General features: G+C 64.3%; 14 protein-coding genes. 6 read left to right on the top strand and 8 right to left on the bottom strand.

Annotation, left to right across the window (positions count from 1 at the left end; all coding sequences use genetic code 11):
* Window positions 1-7: 7 nt before the first annotated feature.
* Entirely contained in the window at window positions 8-991 is a 984-nt protein-coding gene (locus KBY74_RS05015; protein WP_254941761.1) for a methyltransferase domain-containing protein, read from the top strand.
* A 7-nt stretch (window positions 992-998) separates the two neighbouring features.
* Here KBY74_RS05015 and pheA read toward each other — a convergent pair whose 3' ends face one another.
* Window positions 999-1,826 carry a prephenate dehydratase gene (gene pheA / locus KBY74_RS05010; RefSeq protein WP_254941760.1) on the bottom strand — a complete coding sequence of 276 codons (828 nt, stop codon included), beginning with the start codon at window positions 1,824-1,826 and terminating at the stop codon, window positions 999-1,001.
* Between the two features lie 69 nt (window positions 1,827-1,895).
* On the opposite strand from pheA, the gene KBY74_RS05005 reads away from it, so the two are divergent.
* The gene (locus KBY74_RS05005; protein ID WP_254941759.1) at window positions 1,896-2,408 is read left to right on the top strand and encodes a DUF1997 domain-containing protein; all 513 of its coding nucleotides are present in this window, start codon (window positions 1,896-1,898) and stop codon (window positions 2,406-2,408) included.
* Here KBY74_RS05005 and KBY74_RS05000 read toward each other — a convergent pair.
* Both KBY74_RS05000 and KBY74_RS04995 read right to left on the bottom strand, forming a co-directional pair.
* Window positions 2,374-3,015 carry a ribonuclease HII gene (locus KBY74_RS05000; protein WP_254941758.1) on the bottom strand — a complete coding sequence of 214 codons (642 nt, stop codon included), beginning with the start codon at window positions 3,013-3,015 and terminating at the stop codon, window positions 2,374-2,376. The genes KBY74_RS05005 and KBY74_RS05000 overlap by 35 nt on opposite strands.
* On the bottom strand, window positions 3,016-5,082 hold the full coding sequence (locus KBY74_RS04995) for an Rne/Rng family ribonuclease (protein WP_254941757.1): 2,067 nt from the start codon (window positions 5,080-5,082) through the stop codon (window positions 3,016-3,018).
* A gap of 59 nt (window positions 5,083-5,141) precedes the next feature.
* Here KBY74_RS04995 and KBY74_RS04990 point away from each other — a divergent pair, with 59 nt between their 5' ends.
* A complete protein-coding gene (locus KBY74_RS04990; RefSeq protein WP_254941756.1) occupies window positions 5,142-5,294 on the top strand; it encodes a hypothetical protein in 153 nt (50 codons plus the stop codon).
* A 179-nt stretch (window positions 5,295-5,473) separates the two neighbouring features.
* Here KBY74_RS04990 and KBY74_RS04985 read toward each other — a convergent pair whose 3' ends face one another.
* Genes KBY74_RS04985 through KBY74_RS04975 form a run of 3 tightly spaced genes read right to left on the bottom strand, consistent with a single transcriptional unit; the run spans window position 5,474 to window position 8,823 of the window.
* The gene (locus KBY74_RS04985; RefSeq protein WP_396123088.1) at window positions 5,474-8,131 is read right to left on the bottom strand and encodes a TIGR03960 family B12-binding radical SAM protein; all 2,658 of its coding nucleotides are present in this window, start codon (window positions 8,129-8,131) and stop codon (window positions 5,474-5,476) included.
* Window positions 8,132-8,170: 39 nt separating this feature from the next.
* Window positions 8,171-8,575 (bottom strand): type II toxin-antitoxin system VapC family toxin, encoded by a 405-nt coding sequence (locus KBY74_RS04980; protein ID WP_254941755.1) that lies wholly within the window; start codon window positions 8,573-8,575, stop codon window positions 8,171-8,173.
* On the bottom strand, window positions 8,572-8,823 hold the full coding sequence (locus KBY74_RS04975) for an AbrB/MazE/SpoVT family DNA-binding domain-containing protein (protein ID WP_161956154.1): 252 nt from the start codon (window positions 8,821-8,823) through the stop codon (window positions 8,572-8,574). Before KBY74_RS04975 ends, KBY74_RS04980 begins: the two co-directional genes overlap by 4 nt.
* A 101-nt stretch (window positions 8,824-8,924) precedes the next feature.
* Here KBY74_RS04975 and KBY74_RS04970 point away from each other — a divergent pair, with 101 nt between their 5' ends.
* From KBY74_RS04970 to KBY74_RS04960, 3 genes are read left to right on the top strand one after another with little or no spacing between them, the layout of a single operon-like run.
* On the top strand, window positions 8,925-10,151 hold the full coding sequence (locus KBY74_RS04970) for an LL-diaminopimelate aminotransferase (RefSeq protein ID WP_254941754.1): 1,227 nt from the start codon (window positions 8,925-8,927) through the stop codon (window positions 10,149-10,151).
* A gap of 26 nt (window positions 10,152-10,177) precedes the next feature.
* Complete coding sequence (gene clpS, locus KBY74_RS04965) at window positions 10,178-10,507, top strand: ATP-dependent Clp protease adapter ClpS (protein ID WP_396123087.1); 330 nt, start codon at window positions 10,178-10,180, stop codon at window positions 10,505-10,507.
* Complete coding sequence (locus KBY74_RS04960) at window positions 10,507-11,361, top strand: CPBP family intramembrane glutamic endopeptidase (protein ID WP_254941753.1); 855 nt, start codon at window positions 10,507-10,509, stop codon at window positions 11,359-11,361. The genes clpS and KBY74_RS04960 overlap by 1 nt, the downstream gene beginning before the upstream one ends.
* On the opposite strand, the gene KBY74_RS04955 is transcribed toward KBY74_RS04960, so the two are convergent.
* Together KBY74_RS04955 and cofG are read right to left on the bottom strand one after the other, a co-directional pair.
* Complete coding sequence (locus KBY74_RS04955; RefSeq protein WP_396123086.1) at window positions 11,345-12,925, bottom strand: photosystem II high light acclimation radical SAM protein; 1,581 nt, start codon at window positions 12,923-12,925, stop codon at window positions 11,345-11,347. The two genes, KBY74_RS04960 and KBY74_RS04955, sit on opposite strands and share 17 nt — an antisense overlap.
* Window positions 12,922-13,938 (bottom strand): 7,8-didemethyl-8-hydroxy-5-deazariboflavin synthase subunit CofG, encoded by a 1,017-nt coding sequence (gene cofG, locus KBY74_RS04950; protein WP_254941751.1) that lies wholly within the window; start codon window positions 13,936-13,938, stop codon window positions 12,922-12,924. Before cofG ends, KBY74_RS04955 begins: the two co-directional genes overlap by 4 nt.
* Window positions 13,939-14,000 lie beyond the last annotated feature (62 nt).

Here is a 14,000-nt window from a genome sequence, read left to right as displayed (position 1 = left end):
TCCTGCCATGACCGTCCTGAGCTGGCCCCTGGCCGCCACCATCGGGGCCGGAGCCCTTGGCGGCCTTGCCGTCGCCCTATCAGCGCGCCTCTGGTTGAAACGCCGGCGGCGTTATGAATCATCTGCAAGCGTGGCAGACGCCTACGACCGCTGGACCAATGACCAGCTGCTGGAGCGGCTCTGGGGGGACCATATCCACCTGGGCTACTACCGCCAAACTGCTAGCGGCAGTTCGCGCCACCAGGATTTCCGAGTTGCCAAAGAAACCTTCGTCCATGAACTGGCGCGCTGGAGCGGCCTTGACCAACTGCCCCGCGGCTCGACCGTGCTGGATGTGGGCTGCGGCATTGGCGGCAGCGCCCGCATCCTGGCGAGGGACTATGGACTGAACGTCCTGGGTATCAGCATCAGCCCGGCCCAGATCGCCCGGGCCACAGCCCTAACTCCAGCCGGCCTCAGCTGCCGCTTTGCGGTGATGGATGCCCTGGCCCTGGAAATTGCCGACGCCAGCGTTGATGCCGTCTGGAGTGTGGAGGCCTGTCCCCATATGCCCGACAAGCAGCGCTACGCCGATGAGTTGTTGCGGGTGCTCAAACCTGGCGGACTGCTGGCTGTAGCTGACTGGAACCGGCGCGATCCGGCCGATGGCGCCATGGATCGGCGAGAGCGCTGGGTGATGCGTCAGTTGCTTGAACAGTGGGCCCACCCTGAATTCGCCAGTATCCGCGGACTGCAAAAGCACCTCGAGCAAAGTCAGCAGGCTGGTGGCATGACAATCGAAACCGGTGACTGGACCAGCGCCACCCTGCCCTCCTGGATCGAATCGATCTTTGAGGGCGTACGCCGGCCAGGCGCCATCCTGGGCCTGGGTCCCGCCGCAGTTTTGCAAGGCCTGCGCGAAACCCCCACGATCCTGCTGATGCGTTGGGCCTTCGCCACTGGACTGATGCAATTTGGCGTCTTTCGCGGTCGCAAGCCCAGCCAGCCTTAAACGACTCCTAAGCGAGGTTGGTGACTGGGTAGGCCCCAAATAGGGCTAGGTGCTCGCAAAGGGGCGTTAGCTCAGCAAGGGCTGCCTCCAGAGGGGTCGATCCATCGGGAAGCTCCAGATCAACGAAAAAAATGTACTCACCCATCTCCCGCTTTGAAGGGCGCGACTCGATTCGGCCCATGTTGAGCCCGCGCTGGGCAAAGCAGCCCAGGGCTTCGAGCAGGGCCCCTGGCTGGTTGGAGTGCAGGGAGAAGGCGAGGCTTGCCATCGGGCCCTGCGAGGAGCGGGGTCCCCGCCGCAGCAACAGGAAGCGGGTGCAGTTGCCCACCACATCATTGATCGGGTAGGCCAGCTCCAGCAGGCCATGCTCCGTGCCGGCCTGCTGGGAGGCGATCGCCGCGCGGAAGCGGCTGCCCGCCACCATGCGGGCCGCCTCCGCCGTGGAGCTGGTGGGCAACTGCAGGGCCTGGGGCAGGTGTTCCGACAGCCACTGGCTGCACTGGGCCAGGGCCTGGGGATGGGACAACACCTCACTCACGCCCGTAATCGGGCCGCTGCCAAGCAGGGCATGACGGATCGGCAGCACCAGGGCCCGCGCGACGCTGAGATCCGGATGCTCCCAGAGCGCGTCCAGGCAGGCCGTCACCCCCCCCTCCACTGAATTCTCGACAGGCACCACTGCAGCGTCGCAGGTGCCATGGGCTAGGGCCTGAACAACGGCCCGGATACCTAGCTGAGGCACCAATTCAGGGTTGGCGACGCCTTCCAACTCGGCCAGTTGCCGGGTTGCCTGCTCGCCGTAGGTGCCGGCCGGCCCGAGGAAGGCAAAACGCATCGTTTCCGAAACCGAGGAGAGGCCATCGAGTGGTGACCGATAGGATCATGCCGCGCCGGCCCGCAGGCCATGCCCCTGGCCTTCAGCGCCAGTCAGCAACTGCAACTTGACGTAAGCCACCAGCCCGAACGGCTGGCCGCCTACTTGAGCGATCAGGATCGGGTGGTCAAAGCCCTGCTGGATCCCGACCAGCTCGAGCCCCTCGGCCCAGGTCGCTATCGCTACGCGGTGACCCATCTGCAGGTATTTCAACTGCAGATTCAGCCAGTGGTGGATCTGCGCATCCATCTGGCCCAAGACCGGCTGGTGCTGGAAGCCACCGAGTGTGAACTGGAGGGTTTGGGGCTAGTGGATGATTTCCAGCTCACCCTGGGATCCTGGTTGGCAGCGGGTGCCAACGGGCTGGAAGGGGAAGCCAGCTTGGCCGTGACGGTGAGCCAGCCCTCGCTGCTCAAACTGATTCCCGCCAAGGTGCTGGAGGCCACCGGCCGCTCTCTGCTGGCAGGCATCCTGCTGGGCATCAAGGGCCGGGTGGGGCAGCAGCTACTCAGCGACTATCGCCTCTGGTGCCAGGAGCACTGAGCTCCAGCCGCCCCAAAAAACTATGACGATGCAGCGGCGTTGTGCCGAGGTTTTGGAGGGCGGCGCGATGCAAGGCCGTGCCGTAACCAGCATGACGCTCCAGCCCATAGCCCGGATAGCGCTCCGCCAGGGCGGTGATCAAGGCGTCCCGGGCCTGCTTGGCCAGCACGCTGGCGGCCGCAATCGCCAGGCAGTGGCTATCGCCTCGCACCATTGTGCGCTGGTCGCCGTACCAGCCCCGCAGGGGCAGCACCCCATCCACCAGCAGCAGCTCAAACGGACACGACAGTTTTTGCAGGGCGCGGACCATGGCCAGCTCTGTTGCTAGCCGGATGCCCCCGCGATCGATTTCTGCCGCCGAGGCCTGGCCGAGGGCCCAGGAAGCCGCCAGGCGCTGGATAACGGGCACCAAGGCCGCTCGTCGCCGGGCGGTGAGCTTCTTGCTGTCGGTGAGCCCCAGACCAGCCAAGGGCTTTAGCGCTGCGGCCGGCAGCACTACCGCAGCAGCAAAAACAGGGCCGAATAGACAACCGCGACCGACCTCATCAACGCCGGCGCACTCGCCCGGATCCCGGCCCTGCCAGGGATCCGACTCCGGCGGACCCACTCAGCTGGAGGCCGAGGAGCGCCGGCGGCGGCGACGTGGTTCGCCTGACTCATCAAGCTCCGGCTCAGCGACTGCCAACGCGGTGTCTACTTGGGCGGTGCCGGCTTCGGGGGTTGTGGTCTGGGAGGTTTGGGATTTCGCTGCAGGGGTTTTGGCGGCAGAACTGCGGGTGCGACCGCGGCGAGCTGGAATCTCGACTTCAGGAGGAGCGATACTGGCAGTGGTAGGTACCGACACCGTGACCACTCTCTCGGGCTCGCTGAGCTCTGGCAGGGGCGTAATTTCCACCGGGGCCGGCATAACCAGAGTCTCTACGCCTGAGGCCGGCATCTCTCCAGCGCCGTACTGACCATCAGCGGCGGCCCCATTACCGCCGCGACCACCTCGTCCGCGGCGACGACGGGAACCAGCAACTGCCAGCTGCTGCCTGGCTTGCTCCAGCACTTCTTCCGCCTCCATGCCGGGGCGAACCACCCTGACCACGACGTTGTCGTTGCTGGGGGGCTGCTCGAGCAGCAGGGCTGGATTGAGGCCCATCCAACCAAACACCAATTCCTGGTCCGCATCCATCGGCACGGCCACAAGCTCCTGATCAAAGCGGCGGGGGGCGGGCTCCATGCTGGCGCCACTGCCTGAGACAGGTGCCTCGATCGGGACGATCTCGACCCCATCAGCGGCCTGCGTGCCAGGCGCATCGAGGAACTCACTGCCATTACGCCCGCCTCGCCCGCCTCGGCGGCGGCGACCGGTAGCGGCCTCAGGGATGCCGGGGCTGAGCACCTCAGCGCGAGCCGATGCTGCGGAGCGCACCAGGCCGGTGAGGGTTGCCAGGGGCTGAAGCGTGTCTTTGCCTGGCAGCACGGCCACATGACCCAAGCCCCCACAGCTGGGACAAGCTCGTCCGAACAGTTCGTAGATGTTCTGCCCCTGGCGCTTGCGGGTGAGCTCCACTAGGCCGAGCTCGGTGAGCTGGGCTATCTGGGGACGGGCGGCATCGTCGCGAACCGCCTGGGTGAAATGTTCGAGCAGCTGCAGCTGATCACGACGGGACTCCATATCAATGAAGTCGATGATCACGACGCCACCGATGTTGCGCAGCTTCAGCTGGCGGCCGATCTCCACAGCCGCTTCGCAGTTGGTCCAGAGCACCGTCTCGCGAGAGTTGGCCGAGCGGGTGAAGGAGCCGGAGTTGACATCAATGACCGTGAGAGCCTCGGTGGGCTCGATAATCACGTAGCCGCCGGAAGGCAGATCAACTCGCGGCTTCAAGGCATCGCGAATGGCGGCATTGACCTTGAAGTGCTCAAGGATCTCCGCCGATTCGGTGTGGGCTTCCACCAGCACCGTGGTGTGATCAGAGCCCAGAAAGGCATTGGCCCGGGCAACCGCTTCCGGGGTATCAACCACCACCCGCACTAGCTCTGGGCTGTAGAGATCGCGCAACACGCGATGCACAAAGTCTTCGTCGCGGTTGAGCAGGACCGGTGGGCTGGCGGTTTCGGCGGCGGTTTGGATGCCCTCCCACTGGCGCAGCAGGGCTTCAAGGTCGTCGATTAGCAGCTCTTCGCTAACAGCCTCTGCCTCGGTGCGGATTAGCAGGCCGGCACCTGGTGGCTTGATCAGCACACCGAGGGCCCGCAGCCGGTTGCGCTCGTTCTCACCGTTGATACGGCGGGAGATATTCACTCCCTGGCCGTGGGGCTGCAGCACCAAAAACCGCCCCGGCAAGGCCAGGTTGCCGGTGAGGCGGGGGCCCTTGGTACCGGTGGGCTCCTTCATCACCTGCACCAACACCTTCTGGCGCGGCTCCAGCAGCTCGGTAATGCCGGCAGCTCCCTTGCGCAGCCGCAAGGGGCCCAGATCAGTGACGTGAATAAAGCCGTTCTTTTCGCTTTCGCCGATATTTACAAAAGCGGCGTCGATGCCAGGCAACACATTTTCAACGGTGCCTAGATAGACGTCTCCGATCTGATAGCGGCCTTGGGCCACAACCAATTCATCAACACGTTCGTCGTTGAGAACTGCGGCGATTCGCAGTTGCTCGGCTATGACGATCTGCTGGGGCATGGGGAATGGGATGGGCCCGACGGGCCCGGCCAGGGATAAAACGATGGATATGGGCGGACTTGAAGGCTGAAACCTGGTTCAAGCCCTACGGGGCCAGGCCAGAAAAACATCTACAAGCCAAAAAACATGGACTATCGGAAGCCCAAAAAATGATCGGAACGCCGGTAAATCCGGTCGCTCTGGCGGCAATACTGCAAAAAATGCTGTTCTGAATCTTTCGCGCATCGAGTGCCGCGAAACAGCTTTCAAGAATCGAGCTTCCTGAAAGCGGTGGGGCGAAGACTGGGACAGAGGTGTCCTGGGGCGGTTAAACCAGCGAACCTGGCTACCGGCAACCCCTGAAACTCGATCAGTTAACCGAGTTCAGCGGGCTATTCACCTTGTTAGAAAATTAGCACGGCTTAAGCACCAAGTCCTTCCGCCGCAAGTCACTCAGGGAAAGGGATTGACCGAGCCGTTCAGCGAGCCAGTGCTGCACCTGCTCAGGGCGGAGACTGCGGCCAGCAGCATCGATCGCAGCCCAAAGGGTGCACAGCAAGGAACCATCCGACTGCGGCTCCGCCCATTGCAAATCGAGCAGAAACGGCCGGCAATCTCGGCTGCGGGGGCGACCCTTTTTATCTGTGTCGTTCCACATCAGCGTCTCGGCGGCGAGCAGGCTGGCGCGGGCCTGCTGCCACTGCTCCGAGGTCGGCGGCGCCCCGGCTTGGGGCTGCAAAACAAACTGCCAATGGGCTGAGGCCAGCTCTTGGGAAAGGCTGACGCCAAACACCTCAACCCGAATAGCCGAGAGCAGCTGGAAGCCAGGTGGAAGCTCAGGCTGCAACCGAGAGCGCACCAGGCCTGGATCCACCTGTTCGGTGAACTCCAAATCCAGCCACTCGCCGCTGCCCTCTACCCCTAATGGCAGCGGCAGGGCTAGCTGCAGGCGAGGCAGAGGATGGAAGCCACCGGTGAAACTCACCGGCAAGCCGGAGCGGCGCAAGGCCCGCTCCAGCATCCGCAAGGTGTCTAGATGGCTAATCAAAGCCAGGGAGCCAGTTTTGGCAAAGCCAATGCGGAGCCGGTCGACCCGGTCGCTGGCAGGGGCCCGCTGGGGAAGAGCCGCCGGAATGGCAGGCGGCGGAATCACCACGTTGTGGCCAAGCTCCGGGCCGCACACGCCACAGCTGCTGCAGCCTTCAAAGGAGCAATCGGGCACCACCGTGGCGGCCAGGGCGCGCTGCAGATCCTCGGCCAGCCAGCGCTTATCCAGGCCGGAATCGATGTGGTCCCAGGGCAGGCTCTGGTGGCAAAAGGTCTCCAGGTCAGCAGTATCCATCGCCTCAACCGCGCTCCAGGCGCCTAGCTCCAGCTGGCGGTAGCGGCCGCCCAGACCCGCTGCCTCGATCGCACCGGTCCAGGCGGCGTAGCTGCGCTCGGCCGACTCAAACCAGGCATCCAATCCAGCCCCGGCCCGCCAGGCCGCCTCAATCACCGCTGAGAGGCGACGGTCGCCGCGGCCGACAAAGTCTTCCACCGCGGAAAGGCGCACATCACTGAAATTAGTTTTGAGGCCCCGCAACTGGCGCAGGGCCCGGCGCAACAGCTCCTGACGCCGCCGAAATTCATCGGTGCTGACGCTGTGCCACTGGAATGGCGTGTGGGGCTTGGGCGTGAAATTACTGATCGTGAGGTTGAGCTCCAGCCGGCCGAGATCGGAGCACTGCCCTTGCAGGGCCTGGCAGGTATCGGCGATGCCGAGCACGTCGGAGTCAGTTTCACCCGGCAGACCGATCATGAAATAGAGCTTCAACTTTCGATAGCCGTTCTCCATCGCCGTACGAACGCCGGCCAGCAGCTCTGCGTCGGTGAGCCCCTTATTGACGATGTCGCGCAGACGCTGGCTGCCAGCCTCCGGCGCAAAGGTGAGGCCCGCCTTGCGGGTACCGCCCAGGATGTGGGCGATGTTTTGATCAAAACGATCCACTCGCTGGCTAGGCAGGGTGAGGCTCACGTTTTTGTCAGCCAGGCGATTGCGCAGCTCCACCCCCACCGCAGGCAGAGCCAGATAATCCGAGCAGCTCAGCGAAAGCAGCGAGAAATCGCTGTAGCCGGTGCGGCCCATGCCCTCCTCAACGGCTTCAATGACCGCTTCTGGCTCCACATCGCGGGCAGGGCGAGTCAGCATCCCCGGCTGACAGAAGCGGCAACCGCGGGTGCAGCCGCGGCGAATTTCCACCGTGAGCCTGTCGTGCACGGTTTCGATATGGGGCACCAACCCCATGGCGTAGTGGGGCATCGGCGTGGCCGTTCGCCGCTGAACCCGAGCAGGGGCGCCTGGTTCGAGCGGCTCGATGCTCACCCCATCTACGCCGGGGCCATAGAGCGAGGGCACGTACACGCCAGGCACCTGAGCCAGATCGCGCAGCAGCTGCCGGCGCGTATGGCCGGCTGCGCGAGCCTCAGCCACCACAAGGCCGATCTCCGGCAGCAGCTCCTCGCCATCGCCGAGGGCCACGAAGTCGAAGAAGGCAGCAAAGGGCTCGGGGTTGCTGGTGGCGGTGGGGCCGCCGGCAAAGATCAGCGGTGGCGCATCCGGGTGAGCCAGAGGCAGGTCGCCCCGCTCAGCAGCCCGGATCGGGATGCCGGCTAGCTCCAGCATCTCGAGGATGTTGGTGCCGCCAAGCTCGTAGCTGAGCGAGAAGCCCAGGATGTCGAAGGCGGCTAGGGGGCGCCGGCTCTCGACCGCAAAGAGGGGGGCACCGCGCTCGCGCAGGCGTGCCGCCAGATCAGGCGCAGGCAGGTAGCTGCGGTCGCACAGCTGGCCGGGAACGGCGTTGAGGATTGAATAGAGAATGATGTGGCCGCTGTTGCTTGCCCCCACCTCGTAGACCTCGGGGTAGGTGAGCGCCCAACGCACCCCTACCGCCTGCCAATCGGCCTCCCAGTCGCGCGGCTTCACCCCCAGCTCATTGCCCAGGTAGCGGGCGGGCTTGCTGATGCCCAGATCAACCAGGGCGTCGAAGTCGACCGGCGCATCAGCCGAGGTGGCAACGGTCACGGGCACGGCGGCTGGAAGCTGAGTTGATCGTATGCAGCACCGGGCTCAGAGCTGCTGCACCGCCGGCGTGAGCGCCAGCTCGCCAGCCTTGCGCACGAAAGCTCTATCGAAGCTGACCAGAGCCGCGCAGCCCTCACTGCGCAGCAGATGCAGGGCATCGGCGAAATCCAGCCCCTTGGCATAGGCCTCGAGGGCCTGCAACACCTGCTCCTCCTGCTCCAGATGCAGTTGGCGGATCGCATTCAAGCCTCGGAAGGCCCGAATGATCGCCTCCCGGGGCAATTGATAAGCGCCGCGCAGGACCCATTCCAGCTCCAGCAACACGGTGATCGGCACGAAACAGGCTGAGCTGTCGTCGATCAGATCGGCCACGCGGCGGGCCTGCTCCGGGTCGTCATTGGTGAGTAGGCGCACCAGCAGGTTGGTGTCAAGGGCCACCGGCAAGGTCATGGCGTTCCCTTGGAGACATAGAGCGCCGGGTCCATCCGCTCAAGCGGCACAGGCTCACCCTCATAGTGAGCCGCACCAATCAGTGCATGAGCACTGGCCGCATTGGCCGCCCCCTGGGGGGCCAGATGCAGGCCATCGGGCTCAAGGTTCAGAGCCAGGCGATCGCCGGCGCGTAGCCCGAGCAACTGGCGCAGCCGGGCTGGAATCACCAGCTGGCCCTTGGAGGAGAGGGTGAGCAGAGCATCCATCCGAGCATCCACAGGCCTGCTTACCAGCGTAAGCCAAATCTGCCGCATAGGACAATCCCCCCATCACTCACCGGGCCCGGCGGCGGCCCACCCCGCGCACCATGGCTCAGGTCAACGGCAATTATCTCAAGCTCAAGGCGGGCTACCTCTTCCCTGAGATCGGACGGCGGGTGAAGGCCTTCAGTGAGGCCAATCCCGAGGCGCCGATCATCCGCCTCGGCATCGGCGATGTGACCGAGCCGCTCCCTGAGGCCTGCCGCACCGCCATGAAGGGCGCCATCGACGAGATGGGCACCCGTGAGGGCTTCCATGGCTACGGCCCTGAGCAGGGCTACCTATGGCTGCGAGAAAAAATCGCCGCCAGCGATTTCCAGGCCCGCGGCTGCCAGGTGAGCGCCGAGGAGATCTTCGTCTCCGACGGCTCCAAATGCGACAGCAGCAACATCCTCGACATCCTTGGCGAGGGCAACCGCATCGCCGTGACAGACCCGGTTTACCCGGTTTATGTGGACAGCAATGTGATGGCAGGGCGCACCGGCGACGCCGACGCTGTTGGGCGCTACGGCGGCCTCACCTACCTGCCGATCACCGCAGCCAACGGCTTCACCGCCGAGATCCCCACTGGAAAGGTGGATCTGATTTACCTGTGCTTTCCCAATAATCCCACCGGAGCTGTGGCCACCAAGGCGCAGCTGCAGGCCTGGGTCGATTACGCCCGCGCCAACGATGCCCTGATCCTGTTTGACGCCGCCTACGAGGCCTTCATCCAGGACCCCGAACTACCCCACTCGATCTACGAGATCGAAGGCGCCCGCGAGTGCGCCATTGAGTTTCGCTCCTTTTCCAAGAACGCCGGCTTCACCGGCACCCGCTGCGCTCTCACCGTGGTGCCCCGCGGCCTGATGGGCACTGCCGCCAATGGTGAACGGGTGGAGCTTTGGGCCCTGTGGAACAGGCGCCAGTGCACCAAATTCAACGGCGTTAGCTACATCGTGCAGCGCGGCGCCGAGGCGGTGTATTCGGTCGAGGGGCAGGCCCAAGTGCAGGCTCTGGTTGCCTTTTACATGCAAAACGCGGCGATCATCCGCCGCGAGCTGACGGCCGCCGGCATCCAGGTGTACGGGGGCGAGCAGGCCCCCTACGTGTGGCTGAAAACCCCCGAAAACATTGATTCCTGGGGCTTCTTCGACCACCTGCTTGGCAAAGCCCACGTAGTGGGCACCCCCGGCAGCGGCTTCGGCGCCGCTGGGGAGGGCTACTTCCGCCTTTCGGCCTTCAACAGCCGGGAGAACGTGGAGGAAGCCATGGGGCGCATCCGGGCCCTTTAATAGGGCGAATCGTCATGTCTGTTGCCATGACTCTTATGCCAATCGCCACCCAGAGTCCCAGCCGCGAGAGCGGCGGGGCAGCCTTGATGGAGAAGGCCCCGGAGCGGGTGCGCAAGCCATCGCCCCGCTACAAGGTGCTGCTGCACAACGATCCCGTCAACTCGATGGAATACGTGGTGACCACCCTGCGCCAAGTGGTGCCCTCGCTCAGTGAGCAGGACGCGATTGCCGTAATGCTGGAGGCCCACAACACCGGCGTAGGACTGGTGATCGTCTGCGATCTAGAGCCCGCTGAGTTTTATTGCGAAACCCTTAAGGGCAAGGGCCTGAGCAGCAGCCTCGAGCCCGAAAGCTGATGGAGCCGCCTGCTGCGGCAGCTAACGCGGCAGTTCGGCCGCACTGGTGGGGCACCTTGTTGTACGTGCCCTTGCTCTACTTAATGGGTTGGCTGGTGGCCCGGCCTCTTGCCCTCCTAGCCCCCAACTGGCGCTCCGACCAGGTGGATCTGGCGGGTCTGGTAGTGGCCCTGATTTTGTTGCTTACCAGCCTGCCTTTGAGACTGAGGCGGGTTTGGCAGGAGTCCAATCCCTGGCTGCGCCTGGGATTGGCTGTGCCAGGTGCCCTTGCCCTACGCAGCGGCGTGCGGGGGCTGCTGAAGGCACTGCTATTACTCGCCCTAGTTGCCGTGGGCTTAATGCTCGCGGGCCAAGCCCAATGGCTTGGAGAGCTCAATGGAGCCCTGCTGCTCAACGGCCTGCTGCTGCTGGCGGGGGTGGGATTTGCCGAAGAGTTGCTATTTCGCGGCTGGCTATGGGGTGAACTGGAGCTCCAGCTGGGGGCACGCCGGGCGCTGGTGGTGCAGGCGCTGATCTTTGCCCTGCTGCACCCCTGGTATCGGGCCCCTGGGCTCGAGGCCTTGGGGCTGCTGGGGGGACTAATTCTGTTGGGTCTGGTGCTGGCTCTGCAACGGCGAGCCGACGCAGGCTCCCTATGGGGAGCAATAGGCCTGCATGGCGGCCTAGTGGGGGGTTGGTTTCTAGTGCAGAAGGGCCTGCTGCAGATTTCCCCAGCAGCGCCTGGCTGGCTGGTGGGGCCCGGTGGCGCCGACATCAACCCGATCGGCGGACTGATTGGCTGGATAGGCCTGGGCGCCCTGCTCTGGATTCGCCGCCGCTGGTGGAGCAAAGACGGGTCTAGCGGGTCGCCGTAGCCAGGGCTTTGCGCCCTTCCACTGGGGCATGTAGGGCCTCTTCCAGTGGGGCGAGGCCGTAATCACGCTCAAGCAGGTCCATCACGGTGCGGCCGAAATCACCGGGGTTGAGCTCGAAGGCCTCGAGGCAGATGCGGCCGAAGGTGCTGCCCATCGGCTCAGGGTTCCAGAGAAGCTGGCGAGCAGTCCAAGGCAGCATGCTCATCGGGTTGTAGCCAGGCTTGATCAGGCCCTGATCAAAGCCGTATTGCTCTAGGTGGGTGTGGGGCTGCAGGCCGATGAAAAAGATCGCCGGCTCGACTTTGTCGGCCCCGAAGATGCGCTCCAGCTCGCGGTGGTAGGCCACGGTCTGGCGGATCGTTTCTGGCCGCTCGTCGATCACGTTGAACGAGTAATTAACCGACACGTGCTCGCGGAAGCCGGCCCGAGCCAGCAGGCGGCAGTTCTCGAGCACGGTGCGCAGGTTGTAGCCCATGCGCATCTTGCGTACGAGTTCCTGGGAGCCCGAGGTGATGCCGATCTCGAAGTAATCCATGCCGGTGGCCACCATCAGCTCAGCCAGCTCGGCGTCGAGGTTGTCGGCGCGGATATAAGCGGCCCAGCGGATATCGCTCCAACCCTGGGCCTGAATCGCCCGCAACAACTGCTTGGCGTCGTCGATGTAGCGCCGGGCCGGGATGAACTGGGCATCGGTGAACCAAAAACCTCTCACGCCCTTGGCGTAGAGCTGGCCCATCTCAGCGATCACCTCCTCCACAGGATTGACGCGCACCGCCTTGCCCTCCACCACGGTGTACACGCAGTAGCAGCAGTTGTGGGGGCAACCGCGCTTGGTCTGGACGCCCACGTAGAAGTCACCGCCGTCGAGATACCAGTCGAGCTGGGGCCAAATCTCGGCGATGTAGGCGTAGTTGCAGGCGGTTTTATCCATGCCAGCCGGCTGCTCGTGGATCAGCCCGGGCCGGGGTGCCTCACCCGCCAAAAAGCAGCGCTCCGCAGCCAGGGATTCGCCACGGATCAGCTTCTCCAGCAGGGGCTCCCCTTCTCCCACCGACACCACGGTGCCCTTGGGCAGCTTGCGGCCCAGCTGCTCATAAAACACACTCACCGCACCCCCTCCCAGCACAGCGGTGGCCTTGGGCTCGAAGCGGCGGGCCCGGCGCAGGCCGCGGCGCACCAGCCGCAAATTGCGCCATAGCTCACCGTAAAAGGAAGCCATCAACCCCAGGCCACCCAAGGCACCACGCAAGCGCCTGAGCGGATTTCGGGCATAAAACACCTCAAAAGAGTTCTGCAGGGGATTGCCGCCACGCCCATCCACGGGCGCATAAATCTGGATGTCGCGCCAGGAGAACACCAGCAGGGTGGGCCTAAACGCCTCAACTGCCCGCAGCAGCACCTGCTCCACATCAAGCAGGGGCACTGCCGCCAGATCAAGAATCTGCTGAGGCAGCTGCGGAAACTGCTTATGCAGGTGATCAGCCAGGTAGATCGGGCCGATTGGAAAAATTGGATTGCAGGGAAGCCGCACCAGCAGCACCCGTTGGTCGCTCGCGGCGCTCACGGCCATGGACTCCTGAGTCCGGAAGATTTGGACGCTAACAACCTTGATTCGGCGCGGAGAGCCTGGCGCCGCATCGCCAGCGGCAAACAGCGCCGCCAGGCTTGATGCACGCACAGCCGGGGAGTCAGCTCGTAGCCAGCCTGGGCAAGCACTTCCGCTAACTCCTTTGGCGTGGGCTGGGGATAGGCGCGGTTGATCACGTCACTGCTATCGATGCCGCCGAGATCATCGATGCCCGCCGCCAGGGCAGCAGCTAGCTCTTGCAAGGGCCAAAGATTTGGTGGCAACTGCAGGTGCACTTCCGGCGGCAGGATTGTCCGGGCTGCAGCAATGGTGCCAAGCAGGTCGGCCTGCTCAGTGGCATTGAGCAACAGCGCAGAAGTGTCATCGGGGCGGAAGGGCTGGAGGATCACCTCCTGCAAGTGACCCCAGCGGCGCTGCAGCTGGGCCAGCAACTCCAGGGCCGCGAGCCTGTCGGCCTCAGACTCCCCCACGCCCAGCAACAGCCCCGTGGTGAAGGGGATCCCTAAACGACCAGCCTGCTCCAACTGGCCGAGTCGCACCGCAAAGCTCTTGCTCGGAGACTGGCGATGGAGGGCGTCGTAGGCCGGGCCGAGCCCTTCCAGCATCAGCCCCATGGAGCCATTAAGCCGGCCTAGGGAGGCCATCTCAGCTATGGAGAGGGGGCCCGCGTTTGTGTGCGGCAGCCGGCCTTCTATCCAGGCCAGACGACTAAGAGCCAGCAGACGACTGAACCAGGCGCGGCGCTGGGGGGAGCCGGGCGGCACCTCGCCACTTAGCAACAGCACCTCCGCAGCCCAAGGGCGCAGCCTCAATGCCGCTTGCGCCTGGGCATCACTGAGCCCATCAGCTAAGGGATCTAGGCCATCTGGGGGGCGCCGAAAGCTGCAGTAGCCGCAGGAGTTGAAACAGAAGCGGGTCGGCACGAGGGTGACGCTGGGGCTCCAGGTGATCCGCCGCACCCCAACATAAGCAGCGCTTATGGGATTCATCAGCAGGGCTTTGGCGCCTCCCGGCCAGCCTTCTCACTAATCCCGCAATCTTCCGTTACAGT

The organism is Cyanobium sp. A1C-AMD (genome assembly GCF_024346495.1).
Classification (GTDB): domain Bacteria; phylum Cyanobacteriota; class Cyanobacteriia; order PCC-6307; family Cyanobiaceae; genus Cyanobium_A; species Cyanobium_A usitatum.
Note: the sequence above shows the minus strand (reverse complement) of the source record. Positions and strands in the feature narration are given on the sequence as shown.